General features: G+C 63.0%; 11 protein-coding genes, 1 tRNA gene and 2 pseudogenes. 7 read left to right on the top strand and 7 right to left on the bottom strand.

Annotation, left to right across the window (positions count from 1 at the left end):
• Positions 1 to 27: 27 nt before the first annotated feature.
• Positions 28 to 680 (top strand): annotated as a pseudogene (locus tag NKH70_RS25775) (dihydrofolate reductase family protein).
• A 54-nt stretch (positions 681 to 734) separates the two neighbouring features.
• Here the strand turns inward: NKH70_RS25775 and NKH70_RS25770 are convergent.
• Positions 735 to 1,604 carry a LysR family transcriptional regulator gene (locus NKH70_RS25770; protein ID WP_352720884.1) on the bottom strand — a complete coding sequence of 290 codons (870 nt, stop codon included), beginning with the start codon at positions 1,602 to 1,604 and terminating at the stop codon, positions 735 to 737.
• A 92-nt stretch (positions 1,605 to 1,696) separates the two neighbouring features.
• Between NKH70_RS25770 and NKH70_RS25765 the strand changes: the two genes are divergently transcribed.
• Positions 1,697 to 2,296, top strand: coding sequence for a LysE family translocator (locus NKH70_RS25765; protein ID WP_352720886.1), 600 nt, complete (start codon positions 1,697 to 1,699; stop codon positions 2,294 to 2,296).
• 167 nt (positions 2,297 to 2,463) lie between these two features.
• Here the strand turns inward: NKH70_RS25765 and NKH70_RS25760 are convergent, their stop codons facing one another.
• Positions 2,464 to 3,642 carry an MFS transporter gene (locus NKH70_RS25760; protein WP_254820339.1) on the bottom strand — a complete coding sequence of 393 codons (1,179 nt, stop codon included), beginning with the start codon at positions 3,640 to 3,642 and terminating at the stop codon, positions 2,464 to 2,466.
• A gap of 193 nt (positions 3,643 to 3,835) precedes the next feature.
• On the opposite strand from NKH70_RS25760, the gene NKH70_RS25755 reads away from it, so the two are divergent.
• Together NKH70_RS25755 and NKH70_RS25750 are read left to right on the top strand one after the other, a co-directional pair.
• Positions 3,836 to 4,192, top strand: a complete 357-nt coding sequence (locus NKH70_RS25755) for an ArsR/SmtB family transcription factor (protein ID WP_023719360.1) — start codon at positions 3,836 to 3,838, stop codon at positions 4,190 to 4,192.
• Positions 4,193 to 4,431: 239 nt separating this feature from the next.
• Positions 4,432 to 5,178, top strand: coding sequence for a metallophosphoesterase family protein (locus tag NKH70_RS25750; protein WP_352720888.1), 747 nt, complete (start codon positions 4,432 to 4,434; stop codon positions 5,176 to 5,178).
• Positions 5,179 to 5,246: 68 nt separating this feature from the next.
• Here the strand turns inward: NKH70_RS25750 and NKH70_RS25745 are convergent, their stop codons facing one another.
• Positions 5,247 to 7,658: a DNA/RNA non-specific endonuclease gene (locus NKH70_RS25745; RefSeq protein ID WP_352720890.1), complete on the bottom strand. Its 2,412-nt coding sequence runs from the start codon at positions 7,656 to 7,658 to the stop codon at positions 5,247 to 5,249.
• Positions 7,659 to 7,951: 293 nt separating this feature from the next.
• Here NKH70_RS25745 and NKH70_RS25740 point away from each other — a divergent pair, with 293 nt between their 5' ends.
• On the top strand, positions 7,952 to 8,785 hold the full coding sequence (locus tag NKH70_RS25740; protein ID WP_353026385.1) for an SH3 domain-containing protein: 834 nt from the start codon (positions 7,952 to 7,954) through the stop codon (positions 8,783 to 8,785).
• 366 nt (positions 8,786 to 9,151) lie between these two features.
• A complete protein-coding gene (carB, locus tag NKH70_RS25735) occupies positions 9,152 to 12,655 on the top strand; it encodes a carbamoyl-phosphate synthase large subunit (RefSeq protein ID WP_352720894.1) in 3,504 nt (1,167 codons plus the stop codon).
• Between the two features lie 199 nt (positions 12,656 to 12,854).
• On the opposite strand, the gene NKH70_RS25730 is transcribed toward carB, so the two are convergent.
• Positions 12,855 to 13,823, bottom strand: coding sequence for a hypothetical protein (locus tag NKH70_RS25730; RefSeq protein ID WP_352720896.1), 969 nt, complete (start codon positions 13,821 to 13,823; stop codon positions 12,855 to 12,857).
• Positions 13,824 to 14,096: 273 nt separating this feature from the next.
• Between NKH70_RS25730 and NKH70_RS25725 the strand changes: the two genes are divergently transcribed.
• Positions 14,097 to 14,172: transfer RNA gene (locus NKH70_RS25725), tRNA-Lys, on the top strand.
• A gap of 175 nt (positions 14,173 to 14,347) precedes the next feature.
• On the opposite strand, the gene NKH70_RS25720 is transcribed toward NKH70_RS25725, so the two are convergent.
• From NKH70_RS25720 to NKH70_RS25710, 3 genes and pseudogenes are all read right to left on the bottom strand, one after another.
• Positions 14,348 to 14,545 carry a RidA family protein gene (locus NKH70_RS25720; RefSeq protein ID WP_352855902.1) on the bottom strand — a complete coding sequence of 66 codons (198 nt, stop codon included), beginning with the start codon at positions 14,543 to 14,545 and terminating at the stop codon, positions 14,348 to 14,350.
• 91 nt (positions 14,546 to 14,636) lie between these two features.
• Positions 14,637 to 15,101 (bottom strand): DUF6644 family protein, encoded by a 465-nt coding sequence (locus tag NKH70_RS25715; protein WP_352720900.1) that lies wholly within the window; start codon positions 15,099 to 15,101, stop codon positions 14,637 to 14,639.
• Positions 15,102 to 15,484, bottom strand: a pseudogene (locus NKH70_RS25710) (DUF6152 family protein).
• Between the last annotated feature and the right edge of the window lie 351 nt (positions 15,485 to 15,835).

Here is a 15,835-nt window from a genome sequence, read left to right as displayed (position 1 = left end):
GGCACGGATCAGGGAAAGGGAGCTCCAATGAGGAAGATCATCGCCGCAACATTCGTCAGCCTCGACGGCGTCATGCAGGCACCCGGCGGCCCGCAAGAGGACCCTGTCGGCGGCTTCAAATTCGGCGGCTGGACGTTTCACTACTGGGACGATGTGATGGGCGCCGCCATGGGCGAGACGTTTTCAAAACCGTTCGCGCTGCTTCTCGGCCGCAAGACCTACGACATCTTCGCCGCCCACTGGCCGTACCAGAAGAGCGGTCCGATCGCCGACAGCTTCAACGCCGTCACGAAATATGTGGCGACGCACAGGCCAGATACGCTGTCCTGGCAAAACAGCCAGCCGCTCGGCAGCGATGTCGTGGCGACGTTGCGCCGGATGAAGCAGGAGGACGGCCCGGACCTGCTCATTCAGGGATCGAGCGAGTTGATCCAGACCTTGCTCGCCAATGACCTGATCGACGAGATCAGCCTGCTGATTTTCCCGCTGGTGCTGGGCAAGGGCAAAAAACTGTTCGGCAGGGGCACGATACCTGCCGCCTTCAAGCTGACCCGTTCGCAGGTATCGACCACTGGCGTGCTGATGGCGAGCTATGAACGCTCCGGCGAGATCAAGACCGGGTCTTTGCTCCGGAACAGCCGTCCGAAGCCGAGATCGAGCGGCGCAAGAACTGGAAATAGAGGCTGCGGGGCGATCAAGGACGGCTGAACACCGGCCGTCCTTTTTGCTGTTTTCTAAGCCGCCTCTCGCCGCCGTGCCAACCCATCGCGGAGGTGGCCCGCGAATGCCAATGCAGCCGGCGCGACGCCGTGCTTCGGCAAATGCAGATTGATTGAAAAATTCGGCAGCGACGGCAGTTCCGGATCGTTGGCCAAAATATCGAGGTCGGCAGGCACGGTTGACGCCAACCAGGTGGTGACGGCCAAGTCCGAACGTACCGTCGCCGTCGTCACGTCGATGCTGCCGTTTTCGAAGACGGTGCGCCATTCCAGCCCGTGCTCGTTAAGCGCCTCCAGCACCACCGGGCGGAACGCGCAGGTCTCGGCGACCATCGAAACCGGCAAGGGTCGCTTGCGGCGGGCGCCACCGCCTTTGGCGCCGACCCAGACCAGCCGGTCGACAACAAGGCATTCGCCGGGCGACCGACCGATCGGCTCCTCGATCACCGCGAGCTCAATCGTGCCCGCCGCCAAGGCCGCAGCCAACTCCGGCGACGAGGCGCAAACAAGCGAGATCTCGACCTGCGGATAGGCCTCGGCATAGGCCTTGAGCACCGGCGCAAGCAAGGTGCCGACAAGGTCGTAGGGCACGCCAAGCCGCACCTGACCGGCAACCGCATCACCCGCCATCTCCGCCAGGATCTCGTCATTGAGGGAAAGCAGGCGCTTGCCCTTGCCGAACAATCGCTCGCCGGAGCGGGTCAATCGCAATCCGCGCCGATCGCGGTCGAACAGGCTGCAGCCGAGAACCTCTTCCAGACGCTTGATCTGCTGGCTGACGGCACCTTGCGTCAAATGCAGCGCGTTGGCCGCCGCCGTCATGCTGGCCTTGTCGGCAACGGTGACGAAGGTTCGAACCAGGGCAGTATCGAGGTTGCGGAGCATCTGGTCATTATATTTGCTAATGCACATCATGGCAAACATTGCATTTACTGATGGGCCAAACAGCCTACGGTGCAGGCTTCAAAGGAAGCCGCATGTTTGAAACCGTCCTTCCCCTCCTCCTGTTCGCGCTGGTCTCAACCTCAACCCCAGGAATGGCCACGACCTTGTCGACGGCGTCCGGGGCGCAGTTCGGCTTTCGCCGCTCTATCCCGCTGATGGCCGGGAGTGCGGCCGGCCTGGCCACGGTGGCTGCGGCAGGTGCTGCTGGGCTCGCTGGTCTGCTGGCCGCCGCTCCTTCGCTGCAACTGGCAATGAAAATAGCCGGCACCCTCTATCTGGTATGGCTTGCCCTCAAGATCGGCCGCAGCGGCCCGCCCAATCTGGACGTGGCTATGGCAAAGCCGAACAGCTTTTTCGGTGGCGCCGGCCTGCAATGGATGAACCCCAAGGGCTGGGCCATGGGGCTGGGAGCGGCGGCATCCTTTGCCGCGCTCGCCAACGGGCCGCTGCAGCTCGCCGTGCTGCTCGGCACGGTCTTCGGTCTTGCCGCGGCCCTATCGCTGGCGGCGTGGTGCGTGGCCGGCACGCTGCTCGCCCGGTTGCTGCGAACCGAGCGGCAATGGCGCATGCTCAACATCATGCTTGGCCTGCTGCTGGCCGCCTCGATCATTCCGATGTGGCGGACAGCGTAAGACCAAGCTGTGGCGCGTCGCTCAGCAGCGCTTCAAACAGGTGTTTGGAAAGAGCAGGCGGCAAGCCTGCGAGCGGCGCTGGACGAAATCGCCGCGTTGGATTTCGACGCAGCGCCGGCCGCGAGTTGAATTATCGGCGGCCGGCAGCCAAGCTTTGCTAACAAGCCTTATTCGGCCGGCATCGCCACCGGTCGCGCCGCCAGATGGCCCGCCAGCACCACGCCCAGACCAATGATCGGGAATGCCGCCGCGACCACACCGAGGTCGGCCGGTGCGCCATAGCGCAGCACCGCAGCGCCAACCACCGCACCCAGTGCGACGCCGAGATAGAGTGCCGAAGCGTTCAGCGACAGCACGATGGGGGCGGCATCGGGCGCCAGCTTGATGATGCGGCTGGCCTGCGCCGGCGGGAATGCCCAGCCGACGATGCCCCACGGCACCATCATGGCCATCAGCGCCGGCCCGGCGATCTCGCGCGGCAGGAACATCGGGATCAGCGAAAACGTGACCAGCATGGCGGCACTCAGCGCCAGCGACCAGCAGACGGTGCGCGTCGCGCCGAAACGATCGGCGGCCTGCCCGCCGCCGATATTGCCGATGACCGCGCCAACGCCGAAAGCGAGCAGCATTCCGGGAAGCGCGATCGGGTTCAGTCCGCCACCTTCGATGGCGAGCGGCGCGACAAAGGCAAAGACGGTGAAGGCGCCGATCAGGGCCAGGATGGTCGTCACCAGGATAGGCATGACGCCGGGGCGAAGTGCCGCTGCCAGCCGCATCCGGAGCGGAAGCCTGGTGCCGACGATGCCGCGCGGCAGCCGGTACCACAGGATCGCGCCGGCGAGCGCGCCAAGGCCGGCAATGGCAAAGAAGGTGCCGCGCCAGCCGGCAACCGTCGCAACAAGCGCGCCAAGCGGCGCGCCGACCGCGACCGCCACGGTGGTGCCGCCGACGACCACGGCAATGGCGCGGGCGCGGTGATGATCGTCGACAAGCGCAACGGCCGTTCCCTGCGCGGTCGCCGCGAACAGGCCTGACGATAGCGCCATGACGATGCGCGCGATCAACAGCAATTCGAAGGAGGAGCTCAGCGCCGCGGCGACGTTGCCCAACACGAAGAACACCAGCGTCCACAGGATGACGCGGCGACGATCCCATTCGCCGGTCAGCGTTGCCAGGATCGGCGTGCCGATCGCATAGGCGAGCGCAAACGCCGTGATCAGCGTGCCGGCGAGCGGAACGGAGATGGCGGCATCCTTTGCAATGTCGGGCAAAAGGCTGGAGATGACGAAACCTTCGGTCGAAATCGTGAACGATCCGAGCGCAAGCCAGATGAGGCGCTTATCCATGGCAATTTCCTTAGTTCAAAGGTTATTGAACAATTGGACATAACAGGGCATGATGTCAATAAAGCCGCTGCAAAATAGCCGAACCATCCTGACAGCCCGGTGTCAGGATGGGGCGACGGGGCGAAACTATGTGTCCATCAGCCACGAGAGGAGATGCGTTGAAATCGGCCCCGAATGTGCTTAATTCCTGGGCATGACCTTGCCCCATCCCACCGCCGACCAGATCAGCCTGCCGAATGTGCTTGCCGTGCTCGGCGACCCGACGCGGTTGGCCATCGTGCGCTATCTCGCCAGCAAAGAGGGCGTGCCGCTGAATTGCAGCCGGTTCCTCGATCTCTGCTCGAAGACCAATCTGAGCTACCATTTGGCCAAGCTGCGCGAGGCCGGCGTCACCCGCACCGAAGCGGTTGGCACCAGCCGGCTGATCACGCTGCGCCGTGACGATCTCGACCGCCGCTTCCCGGGCCTGCTCGACAGCGTCATTGCCGCGGCCGGCGACGACGCATCGTTGCCGGCGGTCGGCGGCCACGAGATCGAAGTCCGCGCCTGAGCACCAACAGGGAAGCGTCCTTCCAGAACTTGGGTTCCTCGCCCCCACGAGAGTGGGGGAGAGGTGGCCCGGCGAAGCCGGGACGGAGAGGGGGCCTTGACGCACCCAGAACGTTCAAGCACGCTGCATTGTCCTCGCCGCGCCGGTTTGCGCAGAGCCCCCTGTCCGGCCGGTGCGCGGCCCCCTCTCCCCCGCTTCGCGGAGGCGAGGAAACGCTGCCTCAGCCACGGAGCTTCCCCATGCGCATTGCCGTCCTCGCCGACATCCACGGCAATGTCCTGGCGCTCGAAGCCGTGCTCGACGATCTGCGGCGACGCGGCGGCGCCGACCTCATCGTCAATCTCGGCGATTGCGTTTCCGGCCCGCTCTGGCCGCGCGAGACCATGGAGCGGCTCGAGGCGCTCGACCTGCCGACGGTACGCGGCAATCACGACCGCCGCGTTGCCCGCGACACCGGCGACGAGACCATGTGGCCGTCCGACCGCTACGCGCACGAACGGCTGACAGAGGCCCAGCGCGAGGCGCTGTTCGCGCTGCCCGTCACGCTGGAGGTGGCGCCCGGCATACTCGCCTTCCACGCCCGGCCCGACCACGACGAAAAATACCTGACTGACGCGATAGTCGACGGCCGGCTGGTGCGCGCGCCGCTGGCCGCCATCGAACGGCGCCTCGGCGCGATCGATCCCGCTTGCCGCATCATGCTTTGCGGCCACAGCCATCGTAGCGAGCTGGTCCGCATACCCGGCGGTCCGGTCATCTTCAACCCGGGCAGCATCGGCTGCCCGGCCTATGACGATTCGACCCCGCCGGCGCATGTCTCCGAGCAAGGTTCGCCGCACGCCCGCTATGGCATCCTCGACTTGCACCCTGATCGTTTCGAGGCCATCGCCGTCGATTATGACCACGAGGCGGCGGCGCGTCAGGCCGAGCAGGCGGCACGGCCCGAATGGGCTCACGCGCTGCGCACCGGCTTCATGCCGGGTTGAACCGCGGTTATACCCGGTCCGAACGGATGACCGCCTTCGAGCGGCAGAAGCTGCGGCCGGTCCAATCTTCAGTTGTCCGACGCGGATCGCTTCGATCGCTTGGCAGGACGTCGGGTGCTGGCCGCCGAAGTCTTGGGCGTCGAAGTCTTGGGCGATGAAGCCTTTGGCCGTGTCGGCTTGGGCGCCAGTTGCGTTGGGTTGAAAGTCTGTGCTGGGGCGGATTCGGAACCCGCCCGAATGTCGGCGTCGCGCACCTGCTGGCCAAAGTTCAGGCCGGTCAGCTGTTCGATCTCAGCCACCGTCGAAAGAAACTCCGATACCCTGGCAATTTCAAGCGGGTCATCGAATGCCTCGGCACGCTCGCCGAACGCTTCGGGCATTACTTCCAAAACCGGCTTTTGATCCGCCAGCAGCGCGATGGCGCGCAGGCCAGCTTGATCGGACCACAGTGCGATCTTCCAGAACTTCAGCGGAACATGGCTGTCGAAGCGGTAGCGAGGATCGTCCTCGCCGAACACTGGCCCGGCAAACACCGTGACACGGCCTCGCGTCGTATAGGCGTTGCGCAGCACATAGGTTTCCACCGCGCGCCATCTCAGCTTCCCCTTGGAGCCGGGATGGTTAAGCGAGCTTCCCTGATTGAAGAAGCCGACTTGCGGCGCAGCATTGGTATAAAAGAACGTGTCGCGTTCTGCCGCGACCGCCTCCTGATCCACGCCCCATGCAGGGTCGCCGCGAAGCGTAATATGGCCCTTCTGGAACATTCGAGCGATTCGTTCCTTGGATTTTGCGACGGGAAATCCAGGCACATTCTGGCTCGAATAGAATTCCTGGGTCATCTGCTCGCCAAGATCGATACGGCGATCGGGCCGGAAAGCATCGCTGGCTTCCGAACCGGAAATCGACTCCACCCCCAATTCGACAAGCGACGGCTTGTCGATGACCGTCTTGTCCTCACGATTGACCGCCTTGGTGCGGGATCCATCGATATTGCAGGCGGTGACGAAGGCAAGCCTGCGATCGGCGTTCATCAAGATCGAAAAATGATGGTAGCGCAATTCGTGTGGGTCCTCGCCCGGTTTGGCAAGAAGGTTTTTGGCCAACCGGAAGGGTGAATCGGCAACCGTCGGCATTGGCAGGACAAAGCCCGGTATGAAGCCGGGCTCATACCCTCCACGATCGTCGAAGTCCTCTGTTTTCCAACCCGCTGCCTCGGCGATGGCTACCTTCGCGGGTTCGCTTGCCGGGCTCTTGCCGTCGTTTCGTCTTGCATCGCCTCCGTCGCCGTCGATCAACGGCGCCCGGACATTTATCTCGACGGGAAAAGTCCAGGTGACCGAGCCATCGGCATTGTGTCTCGTCGCCGGCGGATTGCGATCGGGTTCCGGCCGCTGCACCGGCTTGTCCGGCACATCTTCGCGAATGTCGGCGTTCAGCCGAACTGTCTCGTCCATCATGCGCGGCGTGCCGGCCCAAATCGCCAGTGCTTGCGAAACCGCCGATGCCGAGGAGCCCGGTAGCCTGGTCTTTCTAGTGCTGAGATCGTCAACGATGGCGCTGATCCGTATGCCTTCGTTGATCTCGCGCGCAAGCGCATAGCCACCTATGCCCGTCACCTCGTGGAACGGGCCGGCCCAATGGTGCAGGGCAATAGGCTCCCATTCATTGTTGAAGACCGGTGAACCGGACGAACCCTGTTCGGTGTCGGCGACATAGTGCAGCACTTGAACCGTTTCGTCGCGGGCCACCAGCCGGTTTTCACGCAGCACCAGTTCCTTGAAGCGGCCATCGGGATGCTGAACGATGTTGGCGATTTCGCCAAGCATATGCTTGTCGCGCGCGTCCGACAGCGAGATAAAACCGAACTCCCCCAGTTCCTTTGGACCGGAGCGCCGCTCGCCGACCCCGATCAGCGTATAGTCCAGACCCTCTATGCTATCGGTCACGAAACAGGATTCAGGATCGAACAGGAACGTCGTCGGCGTACGCACGGCATTCGCACCGTCCTGCTCATAATCGAACTGGACCTGGAAGCGCCGGGAATCCGCCGGTGACGAAATCACATGGTTGTTTGTGAGGAACAGCCGTGGCCCGACCAGAAAACCCGATCCTTGTGGATTGCCGTTGAAAAAGGCAACGCGGCCGACCGCATCGGCCGCACGGCGCCCACGCTCCAGAAATGCGACCCCGATGAAATCGAGCGTTGGGCCGAGAATTGCCTCCGGCCCTGGCTGTTTGGCGGCGGCCTTTCTTTCCCCGGCAGACCTCATGTCGATCGCTGCCGATATCATCTCCGCTTCGGTGCGGCTGAGCGACGCCTTTACCTGCAACCTGTCGAGGCGCCTGGAGAGGGTCTGTTCGGCGGCCAGCGGATTGCCGTTGGCAATGTGACCAAGTGAAGCCTCAATTTCGGGGCGCGTTTTCTTGATACGCTGGCGAACTATGTTTTCCACCTGCGCAAATATTTCAAGGTCGACCATATTGTCCTCCTCAACCTTACTTGAGAGAGTGCATATTTACATGAAATGTGCAATATTTTGCCGGCTGTTAGTTCACGGAAGTGGCTTGGGCGCGATTCAACACGCGGCCCCTTTTCGGGCTTACACAGCGCCGCCTCGTCGCCTATAAAAACCGGCTGGCGTGCAATGGCGCTTTCGTGCCTGGCCGCGCCTTCGGCAATTGAACCTACCGCCCATGGCAGATGATTAGGCGCACAGTAACACTCCCGACGACGCTGCTTGCGGTGATTGCCGCTCCGCTGATGCTGGCGGAGTTGCCGGCCAACGGCCAGGAGCCGGAGCCCATCATCTCGATTGTGACGGGTCTCGCTCCGGATGACCTCCTCAACGTGCGCGCCACGGCATCGGCCATGGGCAAGATCGAGGCACGGCTGCCGAGTGGTTCGAGCGTGAAGAATCTCGGCTGCGGCGACGTCAGCGGCTACAAGTGGTGCAAAGTCCAAGACATTGACGACCCGAAGCTGAGCGGATGGGCTCCGGCGCGCTATCTCGACCCCATCAATCCCCGGCAAGTGACACCGCAGGCAGCGGCCAATACGGAGAACCCTGCGTCTCAACCGCTGCCCGATCTGACAACGCGCCTGGGCGCAACCGGCGGTCCCGAAACGACGCTGAACTCCGCTGATGCGATCGGCAGGGCGGCGATCGAGGATGCTTACCGCCTGGCCCTGGCCGGTGGAAACCCCTCGACTGGACAGGTTGATGGATCGCCGCCCGCAACAGTGGGTCCCGTGCAGAATTTCGGCGCGGCCAACGCGGCGCCTCCGCCCGACGCACAGACCGTTGCGCGGCTTCAGCCGCCGGGGACACCGGTCCCCGGTGCCGGTAACGCCATCCCTTGCGCGCGCTATCTCGGCCAGCCGATGACCAACTGCAAGGCAAATGTCGTGCGCACCGGCGACAAGACCGACGTGACCGTTACCTGGCCCGACGGCGGCACGCGCATCATCAGTTTCAAGGCCGGCAAGCCGGCCGGTTCGAACGGACCCGGCGAATTCCGCTTCACCCGCGAGGGCAGCCTGAACATGATCCGTGTCGGTGCTTCCGAGCGTTTCGAGATCACGGATGCCTTGGCGTCGGGAGGCTAGATAGATTCGAGACGCCGGCGGGACAGCGCCCCCTCTGTCCTGCCGGACATCTCCCCTACGAGGGGGGAGATTGGCTGTTTCGCTGACAGCGCCTCCTTTTTCGAGGTTAGCGATTGGCGAAATCAAAGGTGAAGGCCGATCTCCCCCCGCGTGGGGGAGATGTCCGGCAGGACAGAGGGGGGGCGCGACGGAACGAGACGCTTGTTTGCTCAGGCAGCCCCGCACAAAGCCGCATTTTCGGGGTTACATCCGGCAAAACTCTTCCCTATAAGGCCCTCCTAGCCTGATACCAGAATCGCGAGCACAACCGGCCGGGTCATCCCGTCCGGCTTTTTGTGCAAGCCGCCTGCCGAACGGACCCTCGACATGCCAAGACGCACCGACATCAAGTCGATCCTGATCATCGGGGCCGGCCCCATCGTCATCGGCCAGGCCTGCGAGTTCGACTATTCCGGCACCCAGGCCTGCAAGGCGCTCAAGGAAGAGGGTTTTCGCGTCATCCTGGTCAATTCCAATCCGGCCACCATCATGACCGATCCGGAGCTGGCCGACGCCACCTATATCGAGCCGATCACGCCGGAAGTTGTCGCCAAGATCATCGCCAAGGAGCGGCCCGACGCGCTGCTGCCGACCATGGGCGGCCAGACCGCGCTCAACACCGCTTTGTCGCTGCGCCGCATGGGCGTGCTCGACCGCTATCAAGTCGAGATGATCGGCGCCGACGCCACGGCCATCGACAAGGCCGAGGACCGCGCGCTGTTTCGCGAGGCGATGAACAAGATCGGCCTGGAAACGCCGAAGTCGATGCTGGCCAACGCCACCGACGTCAAGAATGCCGACCGCAAGACGCACGAGGCCGAGCGCGCCGCGCTGAAGGCGGAAAAGCCCGAAAATCTCGACGCCGCGCTCGATGCACTGGAAACGCGCTGGAACCTCGGCGAAGGCGACCGCAAGCAGCGCTACATCAGCCACGGCATGGCGATCGCAGCACAAGCGCTCGACCATGTCGGCCTGCCGGCAATTATTCGCCCCTCCTTCACCATGGGCGGCACCGGCGGCGGCATCGCCTACAACCGCGCCGAATTTTACGAGATCGTCCAGTCCGGCCTCGACGCCTCGCCGACCACCGAAGTGCTGATCGAGGAGAGCGTGCTCGGCTGGAAGGAGTACGAGATGGAGGTCGTCCGCGACAAGGCCGACAACTGCATCATCATCTGCTCGATCGAGAACATCGACCCGATGGGCGTGCATACGGGAGACTCGATCACCGTCGCCCCTGCCCTGACGCTGACCGACAAAGAATACCAGATGATGCGCAACGCCTCGATCGCGGTGCTGCGCGAGATCGGCGTCGAGACCGGCGGCTCCAACGTGCAGTTCGCCGTCAACCCGGCAGACGGCCGCCTGGTGGTGATCGAGATGAACCCGCGCGTCTCGCGCAGCTCCGCGCTGGCCTCCAAGGCGACCGGCTTCCCGATCGCCAAGATCGCTGCCAAACTCGCCGTCGGCTATACGCTGGACGAGTTGGAGAACGACATCACAGGCGGAGCAACGCCGGCCTCGTTCGAGCCGAGCATCGACTATGTCGTGACCAAAATCCCGCGCTTTGCCTTCGAGAAATTCCCCGGCGCCGAACCGGTGCTGACCACTTCGATGAAGTCGGTCGGCGAGGTCATGGCCATCGGCCGCACCTTCCAGGAGTCGCTGCAGAAGGCTTTGCGCGGGCTGGAGACCGGCCTGACCGGTCTGGACGAAATCGAGATCCCAGGCATCGGCCACGGCAGCGCGCCGGCCAGCCATGTCGATGACCGCAATGCCATCCGCGCAGCGCTCGGCACGCCGACGCCCGACCGGCTGCGCATGGTGGCGCAGGCGATCCGCATGGGCACCTCGCTGGAAGACGTGCACGCCATGTGCAAGATCGACCCGTGGTTCCTCGAACAGATCGCCGGCATCCTCGCCATGGAGGATCGCATCCGCGAGCACGGCATCCCTGAGGACGCCGCCAATCTGCGCATGCTGAAGGCGATGGGTTTTTCCGACGCGCGCCTCGCCTCGCTGGTCAGGAAGGACGTCGAAGAGATCCAGAAGATACGCGACAAGCTCGACGTTCATCCCGTCTACAAGCGTATCGACACGTGCGCCGCCGAGTTCGCCTCGCCCACCGCCTACATGTACTCGACCTATGAGGTGCCGTTCGCCGGTGCGCTCGCCAACGAGGCGCAGGTCTCGTCGCGCAAAAAGGTCGTCATCCTCGGCGGCGGCCCCAACCGCATCGGCCAGGGCATCGAGTTCGACTATTGCTGCTGCCACGCCGCCTTTGCGCTGCGCGACGCCGGCTTCGAGGCGATCATGGTCAACTGCAACCCCGAGACCGTCTCGACCGACTACGACACCTCCGACCGGCTCTATTTCGAGCCGCTGACGCCGGAGGATGTCTTGGAGATCCTGCGCGCCGAACAGGCCTCGGGCGAGCTGGTCGGCGTCATCGTACAGTTCGGCGGCCAGACGCCGCTGAAGCTGGCCGACGCGCTGGAGAAGGCCGGCATCCCGATCCTCGGCACCTCGCCCGACATGATCGATCTGGCCGAGGACCGCGACCGCTTCCAGAAGCTTTTGCACAAGCTCGGCCTCAGCCAGCCGAAGAACGGCATCGCCTATTCGGTCGAGCAGGCCCGCCTCGTCGCCGGCGAGCTCGGCTTCCCGCTGGTCGTGCGCCCGTCCTATGTGCTCGGCGGCCGCGCCATGCAGATCATCCACGACGAGAGCATGCTGCAATCCTACCTGCTCGACACCGTGCCCGGCCTGGTACCGGAGGACATCAAGCAGAAATATCCCAACGACAAGACCGGTCAAATCAACACGCTGCTCGGCAAGAACCCGCTGCTGTTCGACACCTATCTCTCCGGCGCCATCGAGGTCGATGTGGATTGCCTCTGCGACGGCAGGTCGACCTACGTCTCCGGCATCTTGGAACACATCGAGGAGGCCGGCATCCATTCGGGCGACTCGGCCTGCTCGCTGCCGGTGCACTCGCTGCCCTCGGAGCTTGTCGACGAGCTCGAGCGGCAGACGGCGGCCCTTGCCCGCGCGCTCAATGTCGGCGGCCTGATGAACGTGCAATATGCTATCAAGGACGGCACGGTCTATGTGCTGGAGGTCAACCCGCGCGCGTCGCGCACCGTGCCCTTCGTCGCCAAGACCATCGGCCGGCCGATCGCCAAGATCGCTGCGCGCATCATGGCCGGCGAAAGCCTGGAAGACGCCTTCGCCCATTACGGCGCCATGCCCGACCCGCGCAACCCCGGTCACATCGCGGTCAAGGAAGCGGTGTTCCCCTTCGCCCGCTTCCCCGGCGTCGACATCTTGCTCGGCCCGGAAATGCGCTCGACCGGCGAGGTGATGGGCCTCGACCGCGACTTCGCGCTGGCCTTTGCCAAGAGCCAGCTAGGCGCCGGCGTCGACCTGCCGCGCTCCGGCACCCTGTTCGTCTCGGTGCGCGACGAAGACAAGAAAGGCATCCTCCCGGCGGTCAAGCGCCTCGCCGGCCAGGGTTTCAAGGTGCTCGCCACTTCAGGCACCGCCCGCTTCCTCGCCGAAAACGGCGTCGCGGCGGAGAAGATAAACAAGGTGCTGGAAGGCCGCCCGCACATCGAAGACGCCATCCGCAACCGCCAGGTGCAGATCGTCTTCAACACAACGGACGGCCAGAAGGCGGTGTCGGACTCAAAATCGCTGCGCAGGGCGACGCTGATGCAAAAGGTGCCGTATTACACCACGCTGTCGGGTGCGGCTGCGGTGGCGGAGGCTATTGCGGCGCTACGGGCGGGGAGTTTGGAAGTGCGGCCGCTGCAGGAGTATTTTGCGTAGGCGATTAGCCAATCTCCCTCCTTGTGGGGGAGATGGCCGGCAGGCCAGAGGGGGGCGCTGTCCCGCCGGCGCTGGAATCCTGCCAACGCTTCTCTCGGAGCGGAAGGCTCGCACCTATGCAAGCAGGTCGGACGAGAACTGCCCCAACTTACTGATTCACCATCGGATAGGCTGTCCCAATTTACGGCGATTGCCCTAGTTAGGAACCGACCGTCTTCTTTTCCTTCTTAAGGAAGATATCGAGGTATTGGCCGAGTTCCTCTAAGCCATCCTTCGAAAGACCTTCCGGGAAAATCATCGTGACATCGCCGCCAGTGACCGGAAAAACGGCCTTACGCGTTCCCTGTATGACTACGTCATCCTTTTTGGGATCGGCCGGCGGCGGAGTAAATTGATTGCTTCCTGCAGGGGCGGCTGCTTGACGCTGAATAGCTTGTTCCACCGGAATCCATCCGATCTGGCCCGCAAGTTCGCCAAGGCCATCGACCTTGTAGAAGAACAGGCCATCTTTCTCGTCAATCGAGACGATCCGCCGAGGTGCTTTCCACTGTACCTGCCCACCAGAATCCCAGTTGACCAGATCTCCAACCTTGAATTCTAGGGGTGGTTCGGCGTCCTCTACGTCGTCCCCTATTACCGTATCAGAATTTGAGAGTCCTGCATAGGCATTTGAGAGTCCTGCATAGGCAACAGTGTCATCGTACACCTTGAGAAAGGTGTGGGCGGCGTTGTCAGTAAAGGCGTGCTGAAGGATCAGTTGATCAAGGCAAACCGGGTCTGGCGGGCGGTCTGCTCCCCAAATTCCCCAAAATTTCTGAAGCTGTGCCGGCTTTAGAGCAAGCTGCTTTAAAAGCTCCTTTTTCGTCATTTCCATGTTAGCTCGAAGATAGATTCGAGCGTCATCCGTGAGCGTCGCCTTCAGGTCTTTGCCACTGCCTTCGTAGCGCACGAGGCCGAACGCCTTCAGAGCTGCCAGAATCTGGTACGCTTGGCTGCTCCTGTCCTTCATGCCCCAAGCTAGGCCGACTTTGACACCCGGGGCTGCGTGACGACCGAAGGTCTGTTCGAATGCCTGCAGACGCTTGACCGCCTCAGGAAGCGAAATGAACGGGAACGATGGGCTCCGGTCCTTCTTCGGCCTGTCGTCATTCGGTTGAGTGTCGGCCATAGTCAGACCTCCTTCTTGTCCGTCGCAAATATGACATCTGCCTCGATTTCCGTCAACAGGATGCCCGTATAATTTTACGGCTGTATCGAACAATTTTATTGACGTATGGAGTGGCGTCGGTAGGATGAGCTATCGAATCGAGGGATGACGATGACAACAGTCAGAGCCCCGGCACGGTAGCCGACGCTGCCGGGGCAAGGATGAAACAGGGGCCGCCGCCTCGATCCCCGCGAAGGTGAAGGCGAACGGCCCCGAAATAGGCTCTTTACTCTTTCCCCGGTCGTCTAATGGAAGGACGCCCGCTCTTACAGGTGAGGCAATCCAGGTCCGAATCCTGGTCGGGGAACCAAGAATCGTCGGGGTCGACGCTGCGCTAACAGCCAGCCCCAGATCATTTATCAGTAACCTGCGTCATGACCTTCCGCCTCTATAGCGGAATCGTGGTCGATCCGCCAGCGGCCGACGCATGCCCCTTGCCGCTGAACAAGGACTTTCACGGCCAGCAAATCACAGTTATCAGGCCCTTACGCCACCGCCACCCACTCGGTCTCGATATCCAATTCTATCGGCCATGACGCCACCGGCACGAAGCTGTGCGCCAGCGGTTTCACGTTGAAATACTTGGCATAAATCCGGTTGATGGCGTTATAGAAGTCGGAATTGACGGCGTAGATGCGCACCGTCACCACGTTCTCCAGCGAGGTGCCCGCCGTTTCCGGCAATATTTCAGCGCCTTCAGCGATGCCTCGGTCTGCGTTTCGATATCGCCGCGCACCATCCCGCACCTTGCGAACACCATTGCCGACACTCGCCTCATCCGAGAAACCCAATAAACCGTCCGGCGAACAACACCGACGTCCACAAAACCAGCGAGAGCACCGCCAGCATGGTGACGGTGCCACCGGCCGGCTCGTCACCGCCTTTTGCGCGGCGCATGAAGACGAGGAAATTGGTGCCGGCGAGAAGTATCAGTGTCATCTTGGCGAGGAAGATCGGCATCGCCGCATACTCCCTCGCCCTCACCGAAAACAGCAGCGCCCCGGTGACAAGCGCCCCGGCGAACGCGCTCAACGCCGTGCCGCGCAGCAACGCCACGAACGCCGCCTGCGGCAGCGAGCGGAAGGCGCCCAGGATCCTGAGGTCCATCAGCCAGACGCTGGTCAGCAGCGCGCCGATCGACATGATGTGCAGCGCGTTGACGAGGGGGTAGGCGACGAAGGAGGCCTTCAGTCCCCGGACAAGCGCGAGTTGCTCGATGCCAGCAAAAAAACCGTCCATTCAGACCGGCGGCACGCGGTCGGGATAGACGTCATAGGACTTGCCGCCGACGATGATGCGGACTGCCTTCATGCGCTTTTCGCTCTCGTCGCGCGAGCGGTGGCCGATCGCGGTCACCTCGTCGCCGACCTTGGCAACACCTTCCGTGAAGCCGGCAGCGATCGTGCGAGACGGCGGCGCCATCTCCACCCGCCACACCTCTCCGTCGGCGTCGACACCAGCGTGGCGTGCGGATTGCCGATATAGATGGCCGTGATCCTGCCCTTGAGTTCGAAGAACCCGTCCTGCGTCCACGACCAGCCATGATGGGCATAGGCTGCTGTTGTGGCGGCAAGGATCACCGCCGCCGCCAGCGTGTCGCTCCGGTTGAAAGGTGACAGCATCGCTCGTCTCCTCGGTTCCGGCATTAGAGGGTAGGTCAGCGCGCTGCAGCGTCAAATCACATGAGGGCCTTTTGGGTCGCTGCGCTCCACAGCCATGGTAACGGCATGGATCCTAGGGTCTGCGCTCCGCTTCGCGTTCGCTCCGCCCTAGGATGACGATGCGAGGGGAGGTTTCCAGCCAATCTCCAACGACCGCGATTGGCCTTATACCACTGTACCTTCGTCATCCTAGGGCGGAGCAGGAGCGAAGCGACGTCGCGGGGACCCTAGAGCGGTTCCCCCTTTGACGGAATCAAAGGGGATTCCAGATTTATCTGTTTTGTGATTCAAGATGCTGGCTGGAGTGGAGGC

It is taken from the genome of Mesorhizobium sp. M0991, assembly GCF_040318915.1.
In the GTDB taxonomy this organism is placed as follows: Bacteria; Pseudomonadota; Alphaproteobacteria; order Rhizobiales; family Rhizobiaceae; genus Mesorhizobium.
The sequence above is the reverse complement of the archived record's forward strand: the minus strand, read 5'-3'. Positions and strand labels throughout refer to the sequence as shown.